This window comes from Sanguibacter biliveldensis (assembly GCF_033798665.1).
Classification (GTDB): Bacteria; Actinomycetota; Actinomycetes; order Actinomycetales; family Cellulomonadaceae; genus Sanguibacter; species Sanguibacter inulinus.
In genome coordinates this window covers 3699006-3714938 of the sequence record NZ_CP138359.1, presented here as the reverse complement: position 1 = coordinate 3714938, position 15933 = coordinate 3699006, and the positions used below count along the sequence as shown (strand labels likewise).

Below are 15933 nucleotides of genomic sequence, written 5' to 3'. Positions count from 1 at the left end.
GATCCGAGGTGCGTGCCGGACCCGCCGGGAGAGGCTGATGCCGCGGGTGGACCGTGCACGAGCCGCGCCACCTGCACGACCTTCACAGCCCCGGACGATGGCGCCCGGGGATCGACATGACCGACGACGAGGACGGCACATGGCCCTGTTCGACCTGCCCCTGGACCAGCTCGAGACCTACCGCCCGGAGGTGCCCGAGCCCGACGACCTCGACGCCTTCTGGCGCAGGACCCTCGACGAGGCGCGGGCACGGCCGGCGCTCGTCGACGCGGTCCGCGTCGACACCGGGCTCACCCTCGTCGACACCTGGGACGTGACCTTCGCCGGGCACGGCGGGGACCCGGTCAAGGCCTGGTTCTCCCGCCCGGCCGGTTCGGAGGGGACGCTGCTGCCCGCCGTCGTCGAGTACGCGGGCTACGGACGCGGGCGCGGGTTCCCGCACGAGAGGCTGACCTGGGTCGCGGCCGGCTACGCGAGCCTCGTCATGGACACCCGCGGCCAGGGCAGCCAGCACGGAAGCGGGGGAGACACCCCCGATCCCGTCGGCAGCGGTCCCGCGGCGCCAGGCTTCGTCACGCGGGGGATCGACGACCCGAGCGGGTACTACTACACGCGGCTCATCACCGACGCGGTCCGGGCCGTCGACGCCGTCCGCGAGCTCCCCGGGGTCGACCCGGCCCGGGTCGTCGCGGCGGGGAACAGCCAGGGCGGCGGGCTCTCGCTCGCCGTCGCCGGGCTGGTCCCCGACCTCGCGGCGCTGCTGACCAGCGTGCCGTTCCTGTGCCACGTGGGACGGGCGCTCGGCATCACCGACCAGCACCCCTATGGCGAGGTGGTCACCTACCTGGCGGTCCAGCGCGAGAAGGTCGACCAGGTGATGCGGACCCTCTCCTACGTCGACGGGGTCAACCTCGGCCGTCGGGCGACGGCCCCGGCGCACTTCGCCGTCGCGCTGCGCGACACCATCTGCCCGCCGTCGACGGTCTTCGCGGCGTACAACCACTACGGGAGCCGCGGTGGGTCGCCTGTCGTCGAGACGGAGATCTGCGTCTACCCCTTCAACCACCACGAGGGCGGCGACGCCCTGCACGTCCGCCGCCAGCTCGAGTGGCTCCGCGAGCGCGTGCCTGTGTGAGGGCTCGGCGCGACCTGCTCACGAGGTCGTGGGTCCCGCGCCGAGGTCGGTGCCGCTCACCGCTCGGCCCGGCCTAGGTCTCGACCGACACCAGGTCGCACGCCCTCCGCCGAGGTCGCACGGACACGCCGGCTGAAGGACCTGGGAGACCGGTTCTGGCGTGTCCGGACGACCTCGAGGCGAGGGGTGCGACCTCGCGGAGAGGGCCAGGGGTGAGTGGGAGAGACCGGGGTGGGGAGAACCTGCCTGTCGGTCTCTGCGTCAGCACGGCCGCGGCTGCTCGTCAGCGGCTGTGCTGGGAGGCGACGACCAGGTCGATGATCGTCCCGCCGATCGTCAGGTACAGCAGCGCGATGAAGATCGTGTGGACCAGCGTGAACCCGAGGAAGGTCTTCACGGCACCGGTCTGCGAGAAGTGGTCGCGCACCTTGCGGACGAAGGACGCCGGGTGGGTCACGTCCCAGCTGTTCAGACGCAGGTACCGCCCGAGGTACACGCCGACCGCGCTGAGCATGATGATCGCGATCGCGACCAGCCGGGTGTCGGGCCGCGTCAGCCCGGCGACGTCGTCCGTCGGGTGCATGGCGACGCCGTACATCACCTGCACCACGAGGACGTTGACCACGAGGTTGAGCACCCCGGACATCGCGAGGGTGATGACCAGGACGATGTCGTACCAGAGCGGTGTCGGGTCGTCGTCGGTGCGGTGGCTGAGGTTGAGCTCGGTGATGAGGTAGCTCGCGTTCGGCAGCAGCAGCAACCAGACGAGCGCGCTCACCACGGCGATGCTGATCGCGACAGGGTGCAAAGCCCCCTCGGTCGAGTCGCTGCGCGCGCCGGAGAGGGCTACGAAGGTCGCCACGAACCCGACCAGCAGCACGAAGACCGGCAGGATCGACAGGCCGATGTTGAGCAGCATCGGCCTGTACAGCGGCTGGTGGAAGGCGCGGGCGCGGGCGACGACGAGCACGACGGCGAAGACGTTCATGCCGATGACGCCGAGGACAAGACTGGGGATGACGGGCTCCTAGGGCTGTCGGTGCCGGTTGCGGCGTGTCGGGGGGCTCTGCTCAGGCATGTCGGTCGCGCCCCCGGTGAGCGAAGAGCCCGTACCGAGAGGCATGCCCGAGCGTCTGTACTGGGTGCTCGACGCCAGCCCGGCGAGCGCTAGGGCGGAGCCGACGCCCGCTGTGACGACGGCCGCTGTGGTGCTCTCGAGGAACCAGGGCAGCGGGACGACGCCGAGGAGCAGCCCGCCGAGCGCGACGAGCCAGACGTCTGCGCGCCAGTAGTAGGTGAAGGTCCACCAGCCCGGTGACCTCGTCCCGGGGCCGGGCGGGCCGAGCCGCCGCTCTGTGCGCAGGTACCACGCCTTCTTGACCCAGGAGCCGACGAGGGCCCCGGTGACCGCACCGACCAGCCCGCCGTAGACGCCGAGGAGGAAGACGACGTCAGACCCGCTGTCGAGGTTCGACAGCGTCGGGCTCGCCGCCTGGTCGACCGAGGCCTTCGACAGGGTCAGCGGCACGATCGCGACCCACACGGCGAGCGAGACCACGATCCACGAGGCGTGCGTCACCAGACCGAGCGGCCTGAACAGCGCGATGTTGTTCCCGTACCCGCGGACGATCGCCCCGCGTCGTTGCAGCTCGCCGACGAAGGTCAGGCAGCCGCCGACGAGGAAGGCACCGAAGGGTGGGAGGAGCACGTCTGTCGTCGTCGGGTAGGCGTCGACGAAGGGCAACGACAGGCCACCGAGCGTCTCTCCCCGCCGCACGAAGGCGAGGGAGTAGGTCACGGCCACCACTGCGCCGAGGACGAGCAGGATCGCACCGGCACCGAGCAGCAGAGCCCACCACCGCCTGGGGAGCACCTGGGTGCCGGGTCGAGTCATGCCCTGACCTTAGGGGAGGATGCCTGCACACGAGCGCCGCACCCCGCCCGCTCGGCCTCCACGCTGGCCGTCTACGGTCGAGCCGTGCAGCACTCGTGGTCACGGGCCAGAGCCCGTCAGGTCGTCGGCGTCGTCACGCTCGTGCTCGCCGCGGCCTTCGTCGTGTGCATCGTGCAACGCTACGGGCACCACTCCCGGCACATGTCTGCGCCCGGCTCGACGCCTGCGACGCCGCTCGAGCGCGGGGTCGGCTGGTCGGCTCTGCTGGGTGCGGCGCTGTGGTCGGCAGCTGCGGTCGACGGCCTGCTACGTCGCCCGTCCTCGGCGCGCCCGTTGAGCGTGTCCGCCAGGTCCGCCGTGGTCGCCGCGTCGTCCGCGGTGCTGACTGGCGTCGCGGTCGTGCAGCGGCTGCTGGTGCACCGGGACTCGACAGGGACCCTCGACGCGGTCGGCAACCTCACCCCGTTCGACGAGGTGCTCATGGCGATGTCGCTGACCGCGTGCGCGGTCGCGGCGATCTTCTTCCTGGTGGGACGGCTACGCGCGAAGTCACGGTCGGGCGCGCGAGCCGGTGGCGCGGTGTGAGTCTGGTGAACGCTTCGGGGCGACTGCTGCCGTGACCCGCAGCCGCCCATAGGCTCCCAGCACAGGCAGACCAGGGGGAAGAAGGCGCACATGACCACGACACGACGACGAGCGACCGGGGTAGGCCTGGGGCTCGTGCTCCTCACGACGGCCTGCAGCGAGAGCGGCGGCCTGACGATCAGCAACGAGAGCCCAGACTCCGTCACGGTGCGGCTCGGGGACGAGGAGGTCGTCGTGCCCTCCATGGGAGGCGCTCTGCTGCATCGCTACGGCTGCTCACCAGGTGACGTCGCGGTGGTCTCGGCCTCAGCCGCGGGCGACTCGACCATGCTGCAGGGCCCCGTCTGCTCCGACCAGCAGATCGTGGTCGACCGTGCAGGCCGCGTCACCGTGGCTCCTGAGGCGACCGACGGCTAGGAGCAGGGAGCTCGTGGGGCCTCGACTTTCCGCGCGCCCAGCTCGTCAGCGCCCCAGCACGAAGGCCTGGATCGCGACCACGGCGGCCCCGCGTGCCCAGTGCGCCAGCTCGGGGCTCTGCAGGCGGATGTCGAGGGGGCGGGTCCGGGGGTCGCGGTCGCCGTGCAGGCCGTGCTGGACGGCGTCGGCGGCGACCTCGGCCAGGCGCACGCCTTCGCCGCCGAGCACGACGCGCTCGGGCATCGTGAAGTTCGCGACCGCGGCCATGAGGCGGCCGAGCGCGCGTCCGCTCGCGTCGACGAGGTCGCGGGCCACGGGGTCGCCTGCGGCCGCGAGGTCGAGCAGCTGGTCGTACGTGACGTCCCGGCCGAGGTGTCGGGAGGCCTGGGTGACGAGCGCCCCCGTCGTGAGCATCGCCGTCGCGCAGCCTGTGTGCCCGCACGGCCCGACGGGCCCGTCGGGGGCGAGCGGGAAGTGCGACAGCAGGCTCAGCCCGGCCTCGGGGCTCTCGACCGCCTCGTCGTGCACGACGAGGCCGTAGCCGATCCCGGCACCGATCGTCACGAGCGCGAAGCGGGAGCAGCCGTGGCCCTCGCCGAACCAGTGCGTGGCCTCGGTGACCGCGACGATGTCGTTCTCGACGACGGTCCGCAGGCCTGTGCGTTCTGACAGCAGCGCCGCGAGGGGCAGGTCGCGCCAGCCGAGGTGGTCGGCGAGGGTCACGTCGGTGCGTCGCTTGACGTGACCGCCGAGGCTGACACCGAGCCCGGTGACGGATGCTGACGGCCGGACCGTCGCGAGGGTCGCGACGAGCTCGTCGACGAGGGTCGCGACGACGTCGACCACGTGCTCAGGGTCGGTGGCGTCGAGCGGTGCGTCGGTCGCGGCGAGGACGCCTGCGCGCAGGTCGGTCAGCGCGGCGTAGGCGTGGTCGCCGGTGAGCTTGACGCCGACGAAGTGGTGCGAGGACGGGTCGACGTCGAGGGGCTGGGCGGGGCGCCCGAGCCGTGGTGCGTCCTCGGTCTCTGCGGGGGTGAGTGCTTCGACGAGCAGCCCGGCGTCGAGCAACGGCTTGGTGAGCCGGGTGAGGCTGCCGGGGGAGAGGCCCAGCCGCTGCGACAGGGCGCTGCGTGACAGCGGCCCGTCGAGGAGGACCTCGAGGGCGATCTGGCGCGTCGGCCCGGACAGCGGTGTCCACGCTGTCGGAGCGGACGGCGCCGACACCGTCGGCTGGAGAGGGGAGGTCATGGTGTGGACGAGTTTATTCCACCTGTCAACTATGTGTTGCCCGCTCCCTGCCCCGGTCACGCCCAGGTCGTCCCATCAGGTCCGAGGTCGCACGGACACGCCAGATTCGCGGGTTCTCGACGATATCTGGCGTGTCCGTGCGACCTCGCGCGACGACGTGCGACTTCGGGACCCCACCCTTGACAGTCCTTTAAGTTTTGACGTAGAAATAATGCTGACGGGCGTCAGCAGTCGACGACGCTCGGCGGCTGCCGACACCGCCGTACCCGGCAGCACCCCAGCAGCACCCCGCGACGACGCCCTGACGAAGGAGTCACCCCTGTGACGACTGCAGCACCCGACCTCCTGCACCTGCGCGCGGCCGGGGTCAGCCTCGTCCTCGACGTGTCCGGGACCCTCCTCCCTCGTGTCCTGCACTGGGGGGCCGACCTCGGGGACGTCTCCCAGGCCGAGCTCGTCGAGCTGCGCCGTGCGAGCGTCCCGCAGGTCGCCGGGTCGAGCTTCGACCAGCCCGCAGCCCTGACCGTCGTCCCCGAGGCCTCCGCAGGCTGGCTCGGGACCCCGGGCATCAGCGGCCACCGCGCCGGAGCCGACTTCACGACGGCCCTGCGCACCACCGGGCCCGAGGCGATCACCCTCGGCGCAGGGGAGCGTCCAGGCTCGCAGCGCGTCACCATCCAGGCCGAAGACCCCGCAGCCGCCCTCGCACTCACCCTCGACATCGAGCTCACCGCAGCCGGTGTCGTCCGCACGCGCTCGTCGGTCACCAGCACGGCCGCCGCGGACCGTGCTCCCTACACGCTGTCCTCTCTCGACGTCTCGCTCCCGGTCCCGACCGAGGCCGACGAGATCCTCGACTTCACAGGTCGCTGGATCCGCGAGCGCTCGGCGCAGCGCAAGCCCTTCACCTACGGCACGCACGTCCGCGAGGTCCGCAAGGGCCGCAGCCTCGACGGGTCGTTCCTCGTCGCTGCCGGCCGCACCGGCTTCGGCTACCGCTCGGGCGAGGTGTGGGCGGTGCACGTCGCGTGGTCGGGCAACTCGCGGGTCGTCGCCGAGAAGGTGATGAACGGCGCCCGACAGCTCGCGGCCGGCGAGCTGCTGCTCCCGGGCGAGATCATCCTGGCGGCCGGCGAGACGTACACCTCTCCGTGGGTCCACGCCTCCTACGGCGACGGTCTCGACGAGGTCTCCGGCCGGTTCCACACCGACCTGCGGGCCCGCCCGCAGCACCCGTCGGTCGCGAACGGGCGCCCCGAGCGCCCGGTCCTCATCAACGTGTGGGAGGCGGTGTACTTCGACCACCGCCTCGACAAGCTCAAGGCCCTGGCCGACGAGGCTGCGGCGATCGGTGTCGAGCGCTACGTCCTCGACGACGGCTGGTTCCGGCACCGCCGCGACGACAAGGCGGGTCTGGGCGACTGGTTCGTCGACGAGGGTGTGTGGCCCGACGGTCTCGGACCGCTCGTCGACCACGTGCACGGCCTCGGCATGCAGTTCGGCCTGTGGTTCGAGCCGGAGATGGTCAACCCCGACTCCGACCTCGCGCGGGCGCACCCGGAGTGGATCTTGCGGCCCGGCGACAGGCTGCCGCTCGAGGCCCGCTGGCAGCAGGTCCTCGACCTCGGGCACCCGGGCGCCTACGACTACGTCCTCGAGCGCGTCGACTCGATCGTCTCCGAGTACGGCGTCGACTACGTCAAGTGGGACTTCAACCGTGACGTCGTCGAGGCCGGTCACACGACGACGGGCCAGGCCGGTGTGCACGAGCAGACGCTCGCGGTCTACAGGCTCATGGACGAGCTGCGCCGTCGGCACCCCGGTCTCGAGATCGAGAGCTGCTCGAGCGGCGGCGGCCGCGTCGACCTCGGCATCCTCGAGCGCACGGACCGCGTGTGGGCCTCGGACTGCATCGACGCCCTCGAGCGGCAGAGCATCGAGGCCGGGACCGGTCTGCTGGTGCCGCCCGAGCTCATGGGCTCGCACATCGGCTCGCCGCACTGCCACACGACGGGCCGCCGCCACGACCTGAGCTTCCGCGCGGGGACGGCGTTCTTCAGCCACCTCGGCATCGAGTGGGACCTCACGTCGGCCTCGGACGAGGACAAGGCGCAGCTGGCCCGCTGGATCGCCCTGCACAAGCAGCACCGCGGTCTGCTGCACACCGGGACGGTCGTCCGCGCCGACCACCCGCAGCCCACCACCTGGGTGCACGGTGTGGTCTCGACCGAGCAGGACGAGGCGATCTTCGCCGTCGTGCAGCTCGGGTCGGGCGCGGACGAGTACCCCGGCCGCGTCCGTCTGCCCGGCCTCGACCCGGCGCGCCAGTACCGCGTCACGCCGATCGACCCTGCCGACGCGATGGGCACCCGCTCTGGCGCTGCCCGCCTCGCGTGGTGGGACGACGGCGTCCAGCTCTCGGGCCGCACGCTCGACCGCGTCGGCGTCCAGGGGCCGACCCAGAACCCGGAGCACCTGGTGCTCCTGCACGTCGAGGCCGTCTGACCGGCCACCGAGAGACCTGCTCCGCCCGTTCGACCACCCACCCCGCACCACCCGAACCAGAGGCCATCATGACCACGGACTCCTCCGCACCTCTCGTGCGCCGCACGGCGACGACCCTCGCCGACGGCCGCGACCTCTTCTACTTCGACGACTCCGAGCCCTACGTCTCGGGGGAGCAGACGCGCCGTCTCGACGACCCGCGCCCGCTGCCCGGGCGCTACGAGCCCGTCGTGACGATCGGTGCCGATGGCGTCGAGACCGTCCAGCCCGTCACCGGTCCGACGATGCGCTACGACGTGCTGACAGGCGAGTGGATCCCGCACGCCGCGCACCGCATGAACCGCACCCACCTGCCCCCCGCCGACGCGAACCCGCTCGCCCCCGCCAAGCCGGGTGCCGCGTACTCCGACGGTGAGATCCCGGCCGAGGACTACGACGTCGTCGTCTTCGAGAACCGTTTCTCCTCGCTCATGCGCGTCCCGGGGACCGTCGACGAGATCACCCACGTCGACGGCGAAGACCTGTGGCAGCAGCGCCCGGCCGTCGGCCGCTGCGAGGTCATCTGCTTCTCGCCCGACTCGACGAAGTCCCTCGCCCAGATGAGCCCTCGTCGCATGCGCACCATCATCGAGGCCTGGGCCGACCGCACGACCGAGCTCGGCAAGGTCGACGGCGTCGAGCAGGTCTTCTGCTTCGAGAACCGCGGCCAGGAGATCGGCGTGACGCTCCACCACCCGCACGGGCAGATCTACGCCTACCCGTACCTCATGCCCAAGACCGAGACGATGCTCCGCCAGGCGCGCGCGCACCGCGAGAAGACCGGCCGCAACCTGCTCGCCGACGTCCTCGACGCCGAGCTGCGCTCGGGCCGGCGCATCGTGCTCGAGTCCGAGCACTGGGTCGCCTACGTGCCGATGGCTGCGCGCTGGCCCATCGAGATCCACCTCGCACCGCGCCGCGACGTCGCTGACCTGCCGGGCCTGACCGACGCCGAGCGCGAAGACCTCGCGACCGTGTACCTCGAGCTGCTCGGGCGCATGGACAGGTTCTTCCCGGCGGCCGAGGACGGCACGCCCACCAAGGCCCCGTACATCTCCGCCTGGCACCAGGCCCCGGTCCGCGAGGGCCGCGACGACCTGCGCCTGCACCTGCAGATCTTCTCGATCTTGCGGGCACCCGGAAAGCTCAAGTACCTCGCCGGCTCCGAGTCCGGCGGTGGTGCGTGGATCTCCGACACGACTCCTGAGCGCATCGCCGACCGTCTCGTGCAGGTGGCGTCATGACGAGCATCGACGTGGACTGGCTCGACGCCTGGGACGTCGAGGACGGCAGCGCGCAGGCGCGTGCCCTCTTCACCGAGGTCTTCGACGCAGCGCCCGACGGCGTGTGGTCGGCTCCGGGCCGCGGGAACCTCATCGGTGAGCACACCGACTACAACGGCGGTCTCGTGCTGCCCTTCGCGCTGCCGCACCGTACCTACGCGGCCATCACGCGCCGCGCAGACCGCACGGTGCGCCTCGTCTCCGCGCAGGAGGCCGGCACCGTCGTCACGGTCGACCTCGACACCGTCGCCCCGGGCACGGTCACCGGGTGGGTCGCGTACGTCGTGGGTGTCGCGTGGGCGCTCGAGCAGGCCGGCGCGACGCTCGGTGGCTTCGACGTGGCGATCACGTCCTGCGTGCCCTACGGCGCCGGGCTGTCGTCGTCGGCTGCCCTCGAGGGGTCGGTCGCGATCGGTCTCGACGCACTCTTCGACCTCGGGCACGGGGCTGACGACGCAGGTCGCCAGCACCTCGTCGCCGCGTGCATCCGCGCGGAGAACGAGATCGCCGGTGCACCGACGGGCGGCATGGACCAGGCCGCTGCGCTCCGCTCGCAGGAGGGCCACGCGCTGCTGCTCGACTGCCGCAGCCTCGAGGTCCGCCAGATCCCCTTCGACCTCGCCTCCGACGGGCTCGCGCTGCTCGTCGTCGACACGCGTGCCCCGCACGCCCTCGTCGACGGTCAGTACGCCGCGCGCCGGGACACCTGCGAGGCGGCCGCGGCCGTGCTCGGCGTCGAGACGCTGCGCGAGGTCACCGACCTCGACGCGGCTCTCGCGACTCTCACGGCCCCCGGTGCGCTGGATGCCTCTGGGCAGGACCCCGAGATGACCGCGCGACGCGTGAAGCACGTGGTCACCGAGATCGCCCGTGTCGGCGAGGTCGTGTCCTTGCTCGACTCCGGACGGACGTCCGAGGTCGGTGCCGTGCTGTCCGCGGCCCACGCCTCGCTGCGCGACGACTACGAGGTCAGCTGCCACGAGCTCGACGTCGCGGTCGACGCGGCCGTGCAGGCCGGTGCCCTCGGCGGACGGATGATCGGCGGCGGCTTCGGTGGCTCCGCGATCGCCCTGGTCCGCGTCGAGGACGCCGAGCAGGTCGCCGGCGAGATCGCCGCAGCCTTCGAGTCCGAGGGCCTGCGCGCGCCCGGGTTCCTGGTCGCGGTCGCGGGTGGCCCTGCGGCCTGACCCGAGACCGTGGCCGGGGGCACCTCCCCACCAGGTCGCCCTTCTTCGCCGAGGTCGCACGGACACGCCAGATCGGGGCCCCTGAGCCCGGATTCTGGATCCTTCTATGTCTCGTCAAGTGGGTTGGGTGTGGCGTTGAGGGTTCGGTAGATCTGGCGGGCGAGGTAGCGCTTGATGCAGCGTCGGATCTCTTTGGTGGTCAGGCCCTGGGCGCGTCGTTTCTCGACGTAGGCGCGGGTTTGTGGGTCGTGGATCATGCGATTGAGCGCGGTGGTGTGCAGTGCGCGGTTGAGGCGTCTGTCGCCGCCGCGGTTGAGCCGGTGGCGGGTGGTGTTGCCTGATGAGGCGGGGATGGGGTTCGTTCCGGCAAGGGCGGCGAAGGCTGCTTCGGAGTGCACTCGTCCGTGGTGAGACCAGGCGGTCAGGGCGATCGCGGCGGTGATGGGGCCGATGCCAGGCTTGTCTAGGAGCGGTGCGCCGTGGCTGGCCCGGACGAGGTCGTTGATGCCAGCGGCGTTGGTCGTGATCTGGTCGGTGAGGTCGTGTGCTTGCTTGGCCAGGCGGATCGCTTCGGTGCGGGCGGTCGCTGTGGCGAGGTCTTCGGCGCGGGGTCGCCAGCGGGCCACGATCATCACTTGAGCGTTGGTCAGGGGTCTGCGTGCGTCGATGCCCAGGTCCACCAGGCGATGCAGGGCGGTCAGGGCGTTGAGGGTGGCGGTGCGCTGGGTGGTCATGAGGTCGCGAGCGGTGATCAGGACGCGTAGCGCGGCCCGGACTCCCTCGCTCAGGCGCGGGTGACGTAGCTGGTCGGTGGCCAGGGGCAGGGCCGCGGCGGCGATGCGGTGGGCGTCGAGGACGTCAGACTTGCCCCTGGCTCGGTGGGCCCGGGCGTCCATCTGGGGTGCTTCGGCGACCGGGTAGCCGCGGGTTTCGACCGTTGTTGCCAGCTGGGCGCCGTAGGACCCGATGCCTTCGATGACCCACAACGCCTCGAGGTCGCCGCCGGTGCGAGCACCAGCCCAGGCGATCGCGCGGGCCATGCCGGCCTGGGTGGTCGGGAACTGGGCAGAGTCGATCTTCTGGCCGGTGGGTGTCACGACCGCCAGGACGTGATTGCGGGCGTGGGTGTCCACGCCGATGACGAACGGGTGAGCATGGGCGACGATAGTCATGGTGGTTGGAGCCCTTCGCTGATCCAGGGAAAACGGTCCGGCCACTGACGGCCGGCGCCAGCCTGGGGAACAGTCACTCCGGGACAGCACTGTGACGAGTCGCGCCCGCGAGGGTGGACAGCCTTCTGATCAGGTCACCGAGGTGGGCCAGGACGGCGCCGGCCACCCCACCTCGACCGGACAGATCCAGACCAAGGCACCCGATGATCGGGGCCAGCGTGTCCGTGAGTCACGACCAAGGCAAGCGGCCAGCACCATCCTCACCAGCCAGTCCCAGACCAGCCACCCCAAGACTCACAGCGTGTCCGTACGACCTCGCTAGCTGTGGTGCGACCTCGTCGGGGACGTTCGCGGGCGCGTCGTCAGGGATCTGTGCGGAGCAGGCCGTAGATGCACAGGTCGTGGCGGACCCCGTCGATCGGGTACGCCTCACGGAGCGTCCCCTCCAGGGTGAAGCCGAGCCTCTCCGCGAGCGCACGGCTGCGCAGGTTGTCCGCAGCCGTGCGCAGCTCGACGCGGTGCATCCCCTCGTCCTCGAAGAGCGTCTGGACGACGGCGCGCACCGAGCGCGTCATGATCCCGAGCCCCTGGTACGCAGAGCCCAGCCAGTAGCCGATCTCGGCCTTGTCGACCTCGCGGGTGATCCGGGCGCCGACCACGCCGGCGATCTCCCCGCGGTAGACGACCGCGCTCGGGAGCGCGCGTCCTTCGGCCCACGAGCGCTGGCCGGCGGTGACGTACTCGAGGGTCTCCTCGCGGGTGAGGTCCGGGCGGGCGATCTCCTCCCACGGCCGGAGGTGGTTGAGGCTCGAGAGCACCAGCGCGTGGATCGCGTCGGTGTGGTGGTGGTCGAGCAGCACGAGCTCGATGTCGTCGTCGACGCGTGAGGCGAAGGTTCTCGTCATCCCCCGACCCTAGCGACGGTATGCCGTCCGGAGAGGTCGCACCTCTCCGCCGAGGTCGAGCCCCAGGACCGCGACCTCGCCGCAGCCGTCAGCTGCGCTTCGCGACCGTCAGCAGCACGACCGAGTCTTCGTCGGCCTCGAGGGAGTGCCGGGCGTCGGGGATCACCAGCAGCGCACCCGGCGCCCCGTCCCAGCTGTCCTCGCCGCAGACGAGGCGGACCCGTCCCTGCAGCACCTGCAAGGTCGCCTCCCCGGGGCTGTCGTGCTCCGCGAGACCTTCACCGGCGGTCAGGGCGATGATCGTCTGCCGCAGCGTCTGCTCGTGCCCCCCGTAGACGGTGTGCGCGCTGCGTCCGTTCGAGGACATCCGGGCCTCGTCGAGGGTGGTGCGGGCCTGGGCTGTGAGCGAGAGCTTCTCCATCTCTCGAGCCTCCCAGCACAGAGGTCGCAGCACACGTGACCTAGGCCCTGGATCAGAAGATCTCACAGTCGTCCAGCGAGGCGGTGAGTCCGTTTGGCGGACCGCGTCCCGCCTGTCGGACTGGGTCCTAGGACCCCGGAGGGCCTCGGGAAGTCGTCGGACGATAGTGGTACCGGCGTACCCGCCCGGCCCCCACCCCGCAGAGAAGATCACATGAGCTCCCTTCCTCACGGCCGCATCGTCGTGGTCGGCGGCGGCATGGTCGCCCACCGGTTCGCCGAGCACCTGTGCCAGCGCTCGCCCGAAGGCGACTGGACCCTCACCGTCATCGGCGACGAGCCCCACGCCCCCTACGACCGCGTGCACCTCTCTGAGTTCTTCGCAGGGCGCACCCCGGACGACCTCGTGCTCGACGCCGGACCCTGGTCAGACCCGCGGGTCACCCTCGTCACCGGCGACGCCGTCGCCGCCCTCGACCTCGCGGGGCAGACCGTCACGACCCGCTCCGGCCGCGTCGAGGCCTACGACGACCTCGTGCTCGCGACGGGCTCGTGGGCCTGGACCCCGCGCACCGACGGCACGGACCTGCCGGGCGTCTTCACCTACAGGACGATGGCCGACGTGGTCGCCCTCGACGAGTGGGTCCGGCTGCGTTCGGAAAAGCTCGGCCGCCCGCTCGCCGGAGCCGTCGTCGGCGGGGGAGTCCTCGGCCTCGAGGCCGCCGCCGCCCTGCAGACCCTCGGCACGAGCGCGACTGTCGTCGAGTTCTCCGACAGGCTCATGAGCGTCCAGCTCGACCCGGGCGGCGGCGAGGCGCTCCGCGTCCTGGTGACCGACCTCGGCTTCGACGTCCGGACCTCGACAGGCGCGACACGTCTGGGGGCAGCCGGCGACGGAGCCGTCGCGACCATGGAGCTCTCCGACGGGACGAGCGTCCCCGCCGACGTCGTCGTCTTCTCGACGGGCGTCCGCCCCCGCGACAGGGTGGCCCGCGAGGCCGGCCTCGCGGTCGGCGAGCGCGGTGGCGTCGTGGTCGGCCCGACCTGCCGCACCTCCGACCCGTCCGTGTGGGCTATCGGCGAGTGCGCCTCCTACGAGGGCGAGTGCACGGGCCTCGTGGCGCCCGGGAACAAGATGGCCGAAGTGGTCGTCGACCAGCTGCTCGGTGGCACGACGACTTATGAGACCTTCCCCGAGGGCACCCGCCTCAAGGGCGTCGGAGTCGAGGCCGCGAGCTTCGGCGACGTCTTCGCCCTGACCCCCGGCGCACTCGAGGTGACCTTCGCCGACCCTGTCGCCAAGACGTACAAGAAGCTCGTCGTCTCCGACGACGCGAAGGTCCTGCTCGGCGGGGTCTTCGTCGGCGACGTCGCGCTCTACCCCTCGCTGCGCCCGATGCTCGGCCGCCCGCTCGGCGCCGACCCGTCGGCCTTCCTCGCCCCCGAGGGCGGCGCCGGCGTGCCGTCCCTCGAGCTGCCCGACGACGTGGTCGTCTGCTCCTGCGCGAACGTCACGGCAGGCACCGTCCGCGGTGCCGTGACCGAGCACGGGTGCACGAGCGTCGGCGAGGTCAAGGCCTGCACCAAGGCGGGGACAGTCTGCGGGTCGTGCGTCCCGCTGCTCACCAAGATCGTCAACGCGACCCTCGAGAAGTCCGGCATCGAGGTGTCCCGCGCGATGTGCGAGCACTTCTCGATGGCCCGCGCCGAGCTCTACGACCTCGTGCGGCGCGAGGGGCTGCGGACCTTCTCCGAGATCGTCGGGGCCCACGGGACCGGCCGCGGCTGCTCGGTCTGCAAGCCTGTCGTCGCCTCGATCTTGTCCTCCCTCGGCCCCGGCCACGTGCTCGAGCCCGAGCAGGCAGCCCTCCAGGACACCAACGACCACGTCATGGCCAACATGCAGAAGGACGGCACCTACTCGGTCGTCCCGCGTGTCCCCGGGGGCGAGATCACCCCGGAGAAGCTCCTGGTGATCGGCGAGGTCGCGCAGGAGTTCGGTCTCTACACGCGCATCACCGGTGCCCAGCGCATCGGGATGTTCGGGGCGCGGATCGACCAGCTCCCCGCGATCTGGACCCGCCTGGTCGACGCCGGCTTCGAGTCCGGTCAGGCCTACGGCAAGGCCCTGCGCAACGTGAAGTCCTGCGTCGGGCAGGCCTGGTGCCGTTTCGGGGTCAAGGACTCCGTCGGCATGGGGGTCCAGATCGAGATGCGCTACCGAGGGCTGCGAGCGCCGCACAAGTTCAAGATGGGCGTCTCCGGCTGTGCCCGCGAGTGCGCGGAGGCCCGGGCCAAGGACGTCGGCATCATCGCGACCGAGAAGGGCTGGAACGTCTACGTCGGCGGTAACGGCGGCTTCACCCCGCGCCACGCCGACCTGCTCGCCGAAGACCTCGACGACGAGCGCCTCATCCAGGTGATCGACAGGTTCCTCGCCCTCTACGTCCGCAGCGCGGACAGGCTCCAGCGGACGGCGCCGTGGGTCGCGGACTACCCGGGCGGGATCGCGGAGCTGCGGCGGGTGGTCGTCGACGACGCCCTCGGCATCGGTGCGGAGCTCGAGGCGTTCATGGCCCACCACGTCGAGAGCTACCGCGACGAGTGGGCCGAGACGCTCGCGGACCCCGAGAAGCTCAGCCGCTTCGTGTCCTTCGTCAACGCCCCCGACCAGCACGACCCCGACCTCTCGTACACCTCCGAGCGCGGCCAGGTCCGGCCTGCTCGGGCCGGAGAGGTCGCCGACCCCAACCCCGTGATCGCCCGCACGCTGGAGGTACGACGGTGAACGCCACGACTGATCGCTGGACACGGGTCTGCTCGCTGCCCGACCTCGTCCCCGAGCGCGGGGCGGCTGCACTCGTCGACGGTGTGCAGGTCGCGCTGTTCAGGCTCGAGGACGACACAGTCCTGGCCGTGCAGCAGCACGACCCCTTCTCCGGCGCGAACGTCCTGTGCCGCGGTCTCGTCGGGTCCGTCGGCGACGTCACGGTGCTCTCCTCGCCGATGTTCAAGCAGGTCTGGTCGCTGCGCACGGGTGAGTGCCTCGACGCCGGTGGCAAGGAACCGCAGGACCTCGCGACCTTCCCGGTGCGGGTCGACGGCGGCGACGTCTTCGTCGGACCGGCGGTCGTGCGGTGACC

14 protein-coding genes are annotated in these 15933 nt (G+C 71.5%); 8 read left to right on the top strand and 6 right to left on the bottom strand.

The window, feature by feature from the left end; genetic code table 11:
• The first annotated feature begins 139 nt into the window (after positions 1-139).
• Positions 140-1135 carry an acetylxylan esterase gene (locus tag SANBI_RS16190; RefSeq protein ID WP_319156854.1) on the top strand — a complete coding sequence of 332 codons (996 nt, stop codon included), beginning with the start codon at positions 140-142 and terminating at the stop codon, positions 1133-1135.
• 283 nt (positions 1136-1418) lie between these two features.
• Here SANBI_RS16190 and SANBI_RS16185 read toward each other — a convergent pair whose 3' ends face one another.
• Together SANBI_RS16185 and SANBI_RS16180 are read right to left on the bottom strand one after the other, a co-directional pair.
• Positions 1419-2123 carry a DUF1361 domain-containing protein gene (locus tag SANBI_RS16185; RefSeq protein WP_319156852.1) on the bottom strand — a complete coding sequence of 235 codons (705 nt, stop codon included), beginning with the start codon at positions 2121-2123 and terminating at the stop codon, positions 1419-1421.
• Positions 2124-2162: 39 nt separating this feature from the next.
• Positions 2163-3029, bottom strand: coding sequence for a hypothetical protein (locus SANBI_RS16180; RefSeq protein ID WP_319156850.1), 867 nt, complete (start codon positions 3027-3029; stop codon positions 2163-2165).
• 84 nt (positions 3030-3113) lie between these two features.
• Here SANBI_RS16180 and SANBI_RS16175 point away from each other — a divergent pair, with 84 nt between their 5' ends.
• Together SANBI_RS16175 and SANBI_RS16170 are read left to right on the top strand one after the other, a co-directional pair.
• Positions 3114-3614 carry a hypothetical protein gene (locus SANBI_RS16175; protein WP_319156848.1) on the top strand — a complete coding sequence of 167 codons (501 nt, stop codon included), beginning with the start codon at positions 3114-3116 and terminating at the stop codon, positions 3612-3614.
• Positions 3615-3704: 90 nt separating this feature from the next.
• Positions 3705-4031, top strand: a complete 327-nt coding sequence (locus SANBI_RS16170) for a hypothetical protein (RefSeq protein WP_319156846.1) — start codon at positions 3705-3707, stop codon at positions 4029-4031.
• A gap of 45 nt (positions 4032-4076) precedes the next feature.
• Here the strand turns inward: SANBI_RS16170 and SANBI_RS16165 are convergent, their stop codons facing one another.
• On the bottom strand, positions 4077-5279 hold the full coding sequence (locus SANBI_RS16165; RefSeq protein WP_319156841.1) for an ROK family transcriptional regulator: 1203 nt from the start codon (positions 5277-5279) through the stop codon (positions 4077-4079).
• Positions 5280-5600: 321 nt separating this feature from the next.
• Between SANBI_RS16165 and SANBI_RS16160 the strand changes: the two genes are divergently transcribed.
• The 3 genes from SANBI_RS16160 to galK all read left to right on the top strand — a co-directional run bounded on the left by SANBI_RS16160 (position 5601) and on the right by galK (position 10293).
• A complete protein-coding gene (locus SANBI_RS16160; protein WP_319156839.1) occupies positions 5601-7784 on the top strand; it encodes an alpha-galactosidase in 2184 nt (727 codons plus the stop codon).
• Positions 7785-7852: 68 nt separating this feature from the next.
• Entirely contained in the window at positions 7853-9067 is a 1215-nt protein-coding gene (galT, locus tag SANBI_RS16155; protein ID WP_319156837.1) for a galactose-1-phosphate uridylyltransferase, read from the top strand.
• Positions 9064-10293, top strand: a complete 1230-nt coding sequence (gene galK / locus SANBI_RS16150; protein WP_319156835.1) for a galactokinase — start codon at positions 9064-9066, stop codon at positions 10291-10293. The genes galT and galK overlap by 4 nt, the downstream gene beginning before the upstream one ends.
• A gap of 104 nt (positions 10294-10397) precedes the next feature.
• Here the strand turns inward: galK and SANBI_RS16145 are convergent, their stop codons facing one another.
• The 3 genes from SANBI_RS16145 to SANBI_RS16135 all read right to left on the bottom strand — a co-directional run bounded on the left by SANBI_RS16145 (position 10398) and on the right by SANBI_RS16135 (position 12791).
• Complete coding sequence (locus SANBI_RS16145) at positions 10398-11465, bottom strand: IS110 family RNA-guided transposase (protein ID WP_319156833.1); 1068 nt, start codon at positions 11463-11465, stop codon at positions 10398-10400.
• Between the two features lie 362 nt (positions 11466-11827).
• On the bottom strand, positions 11828-12370 hold the full coding sequence (locus SANBI_RS16140; RefSeq protein WP_319156831.1) for a GNAT family N-acetyltransferase: 543 nt from the start codon (positions 12368-12370) through the stop codon (positions 11828-11830).
• An 88-nt stretch (positions 12371-12458) separates the two neighbouring features.
• Positions 12459-12791, bottom strand: coding sequence for a cupin domain-containing protein (locus SANBI_RS16135; protein WP_319156829.1), 333 nt, complete (start codon positions 12789-12791; stop codon positions 12459-12461).
• Between the two features lie 213 nt (positions 12792-13004).
• On the opposite strand from SANBI_RS16135, the gene nirB reads away from it, so the two are divergent.
• Both nirB and nirD read left to right on the top strand, forming a co-directional pair.
• Positions 13005-15578: a nitrite reductase large subunit NirB gene (gene nirB, locus SANBI_RS16130; protein ID WP_319156826.1), complete on the top strand. Its 2574-nt coding sequence runs from the start codon at positions 13005-13007 to the stop codon at positions 15576-15578.
• On the top strand, positions 15575-15931 hold the full coding sequence (gene nirD / locus SANBI_RS16125; RefSeq protein ID WP_319156824.1) for a nitrite reductase small subunit NirD: 357 nt from the start codon (positions 15575-15577) through the stop codon (positions 15929-15931). The genes nirB and nirD overlap by 4 nt, the downstream gene beginning before the upstream one ends.
• Positions 15932-15933 lie beyond the last annotated feature (2 nt).

What these genes read in the sequence shown, in the direction of transcription:
- SANBI_RS16185 (WP_319156852.1), bottom strand. Translation starts at nt 2,123, where the DNA reads ATGAACGTCTTCGCCGTCGTGCTCGTCGTCGCCCGCGCCCGCGCCTTC.
- SANBI_RS16145 (WP_319156833.1), bottom strand. Translation starts at nt 11,465, where the DNA reads ATGACTATCGTCGCCCATGCTCACCCGTTCGTCATCGGCGTGGACACC.
- SANBI_RS16180 (WP_319156850.1), bottom strand. Translation starts at nt 3,029, where the DNA reads ATGACTCGACCCGGCACCCAGGTGCTCCCCAGGCGGTGGTGGGCTCTG.
- galK (WP_319156835.1), top strand. Translation starts at nt 9,064, where the DNA reads ATGACGAGCATCGACGTGGACTGGCTCGACGCCTGGGACGTCGAGGAC.
- SANBI_RS16165 (WP_319156841.1), bottom strand. Translation starts at nt 5,279, where the DNA reads ATGACCTCCCCTCTCCAGCCGACGGTGTCGGCGCCGTCCGCTCCGACA.
- SANBI_RS16135 (WP_319156829.1), bottom strand. Translation starts at nt 12,791, where the DNA reads ATGGAGAAGCTCTCGCTCACAGCCCAGGCCCGCACCACCCTCGACGAG.
- SANBI_RS16140 (WP_319156831.1), bottom strand. Translation starts at nt 12,370, where the DNA reads ATGACGAGAACCTTCGCCTCACGCGTCGACGACGACATCGAGCTCGTG.
- galT (WP_319156837.1), top strand. Translation starts at nt 7,853, where the DNA reads ATGACCACGGACTCCTCCGCACCTCTCGTGCGCCGCACGGCGACGACC.
- SANBI_RS16190 (WP_319156854.1), top strand. Translation starts at nt 140, where the DNA reads ATGGCCCTGTTCGACCTGCCCCTGGACCAGCTCGAGACCTACCGCCCG.
- SANBI_RS16170 (WP_319156846.1), top strand. Translation starts at nt 3,705, where the DNA reads ATGACCACGACACGACGACGAGCGACCGGGGTAGGCCTGGGGCTCGTG.
- nirB (WP_319156826.1), top strand. Translation starts at nt 13,005, where the DNA reads ATGAGCTCCCTTCCTCACGGCCGCATCGTCGTGGTCGGCGGCGGCATG.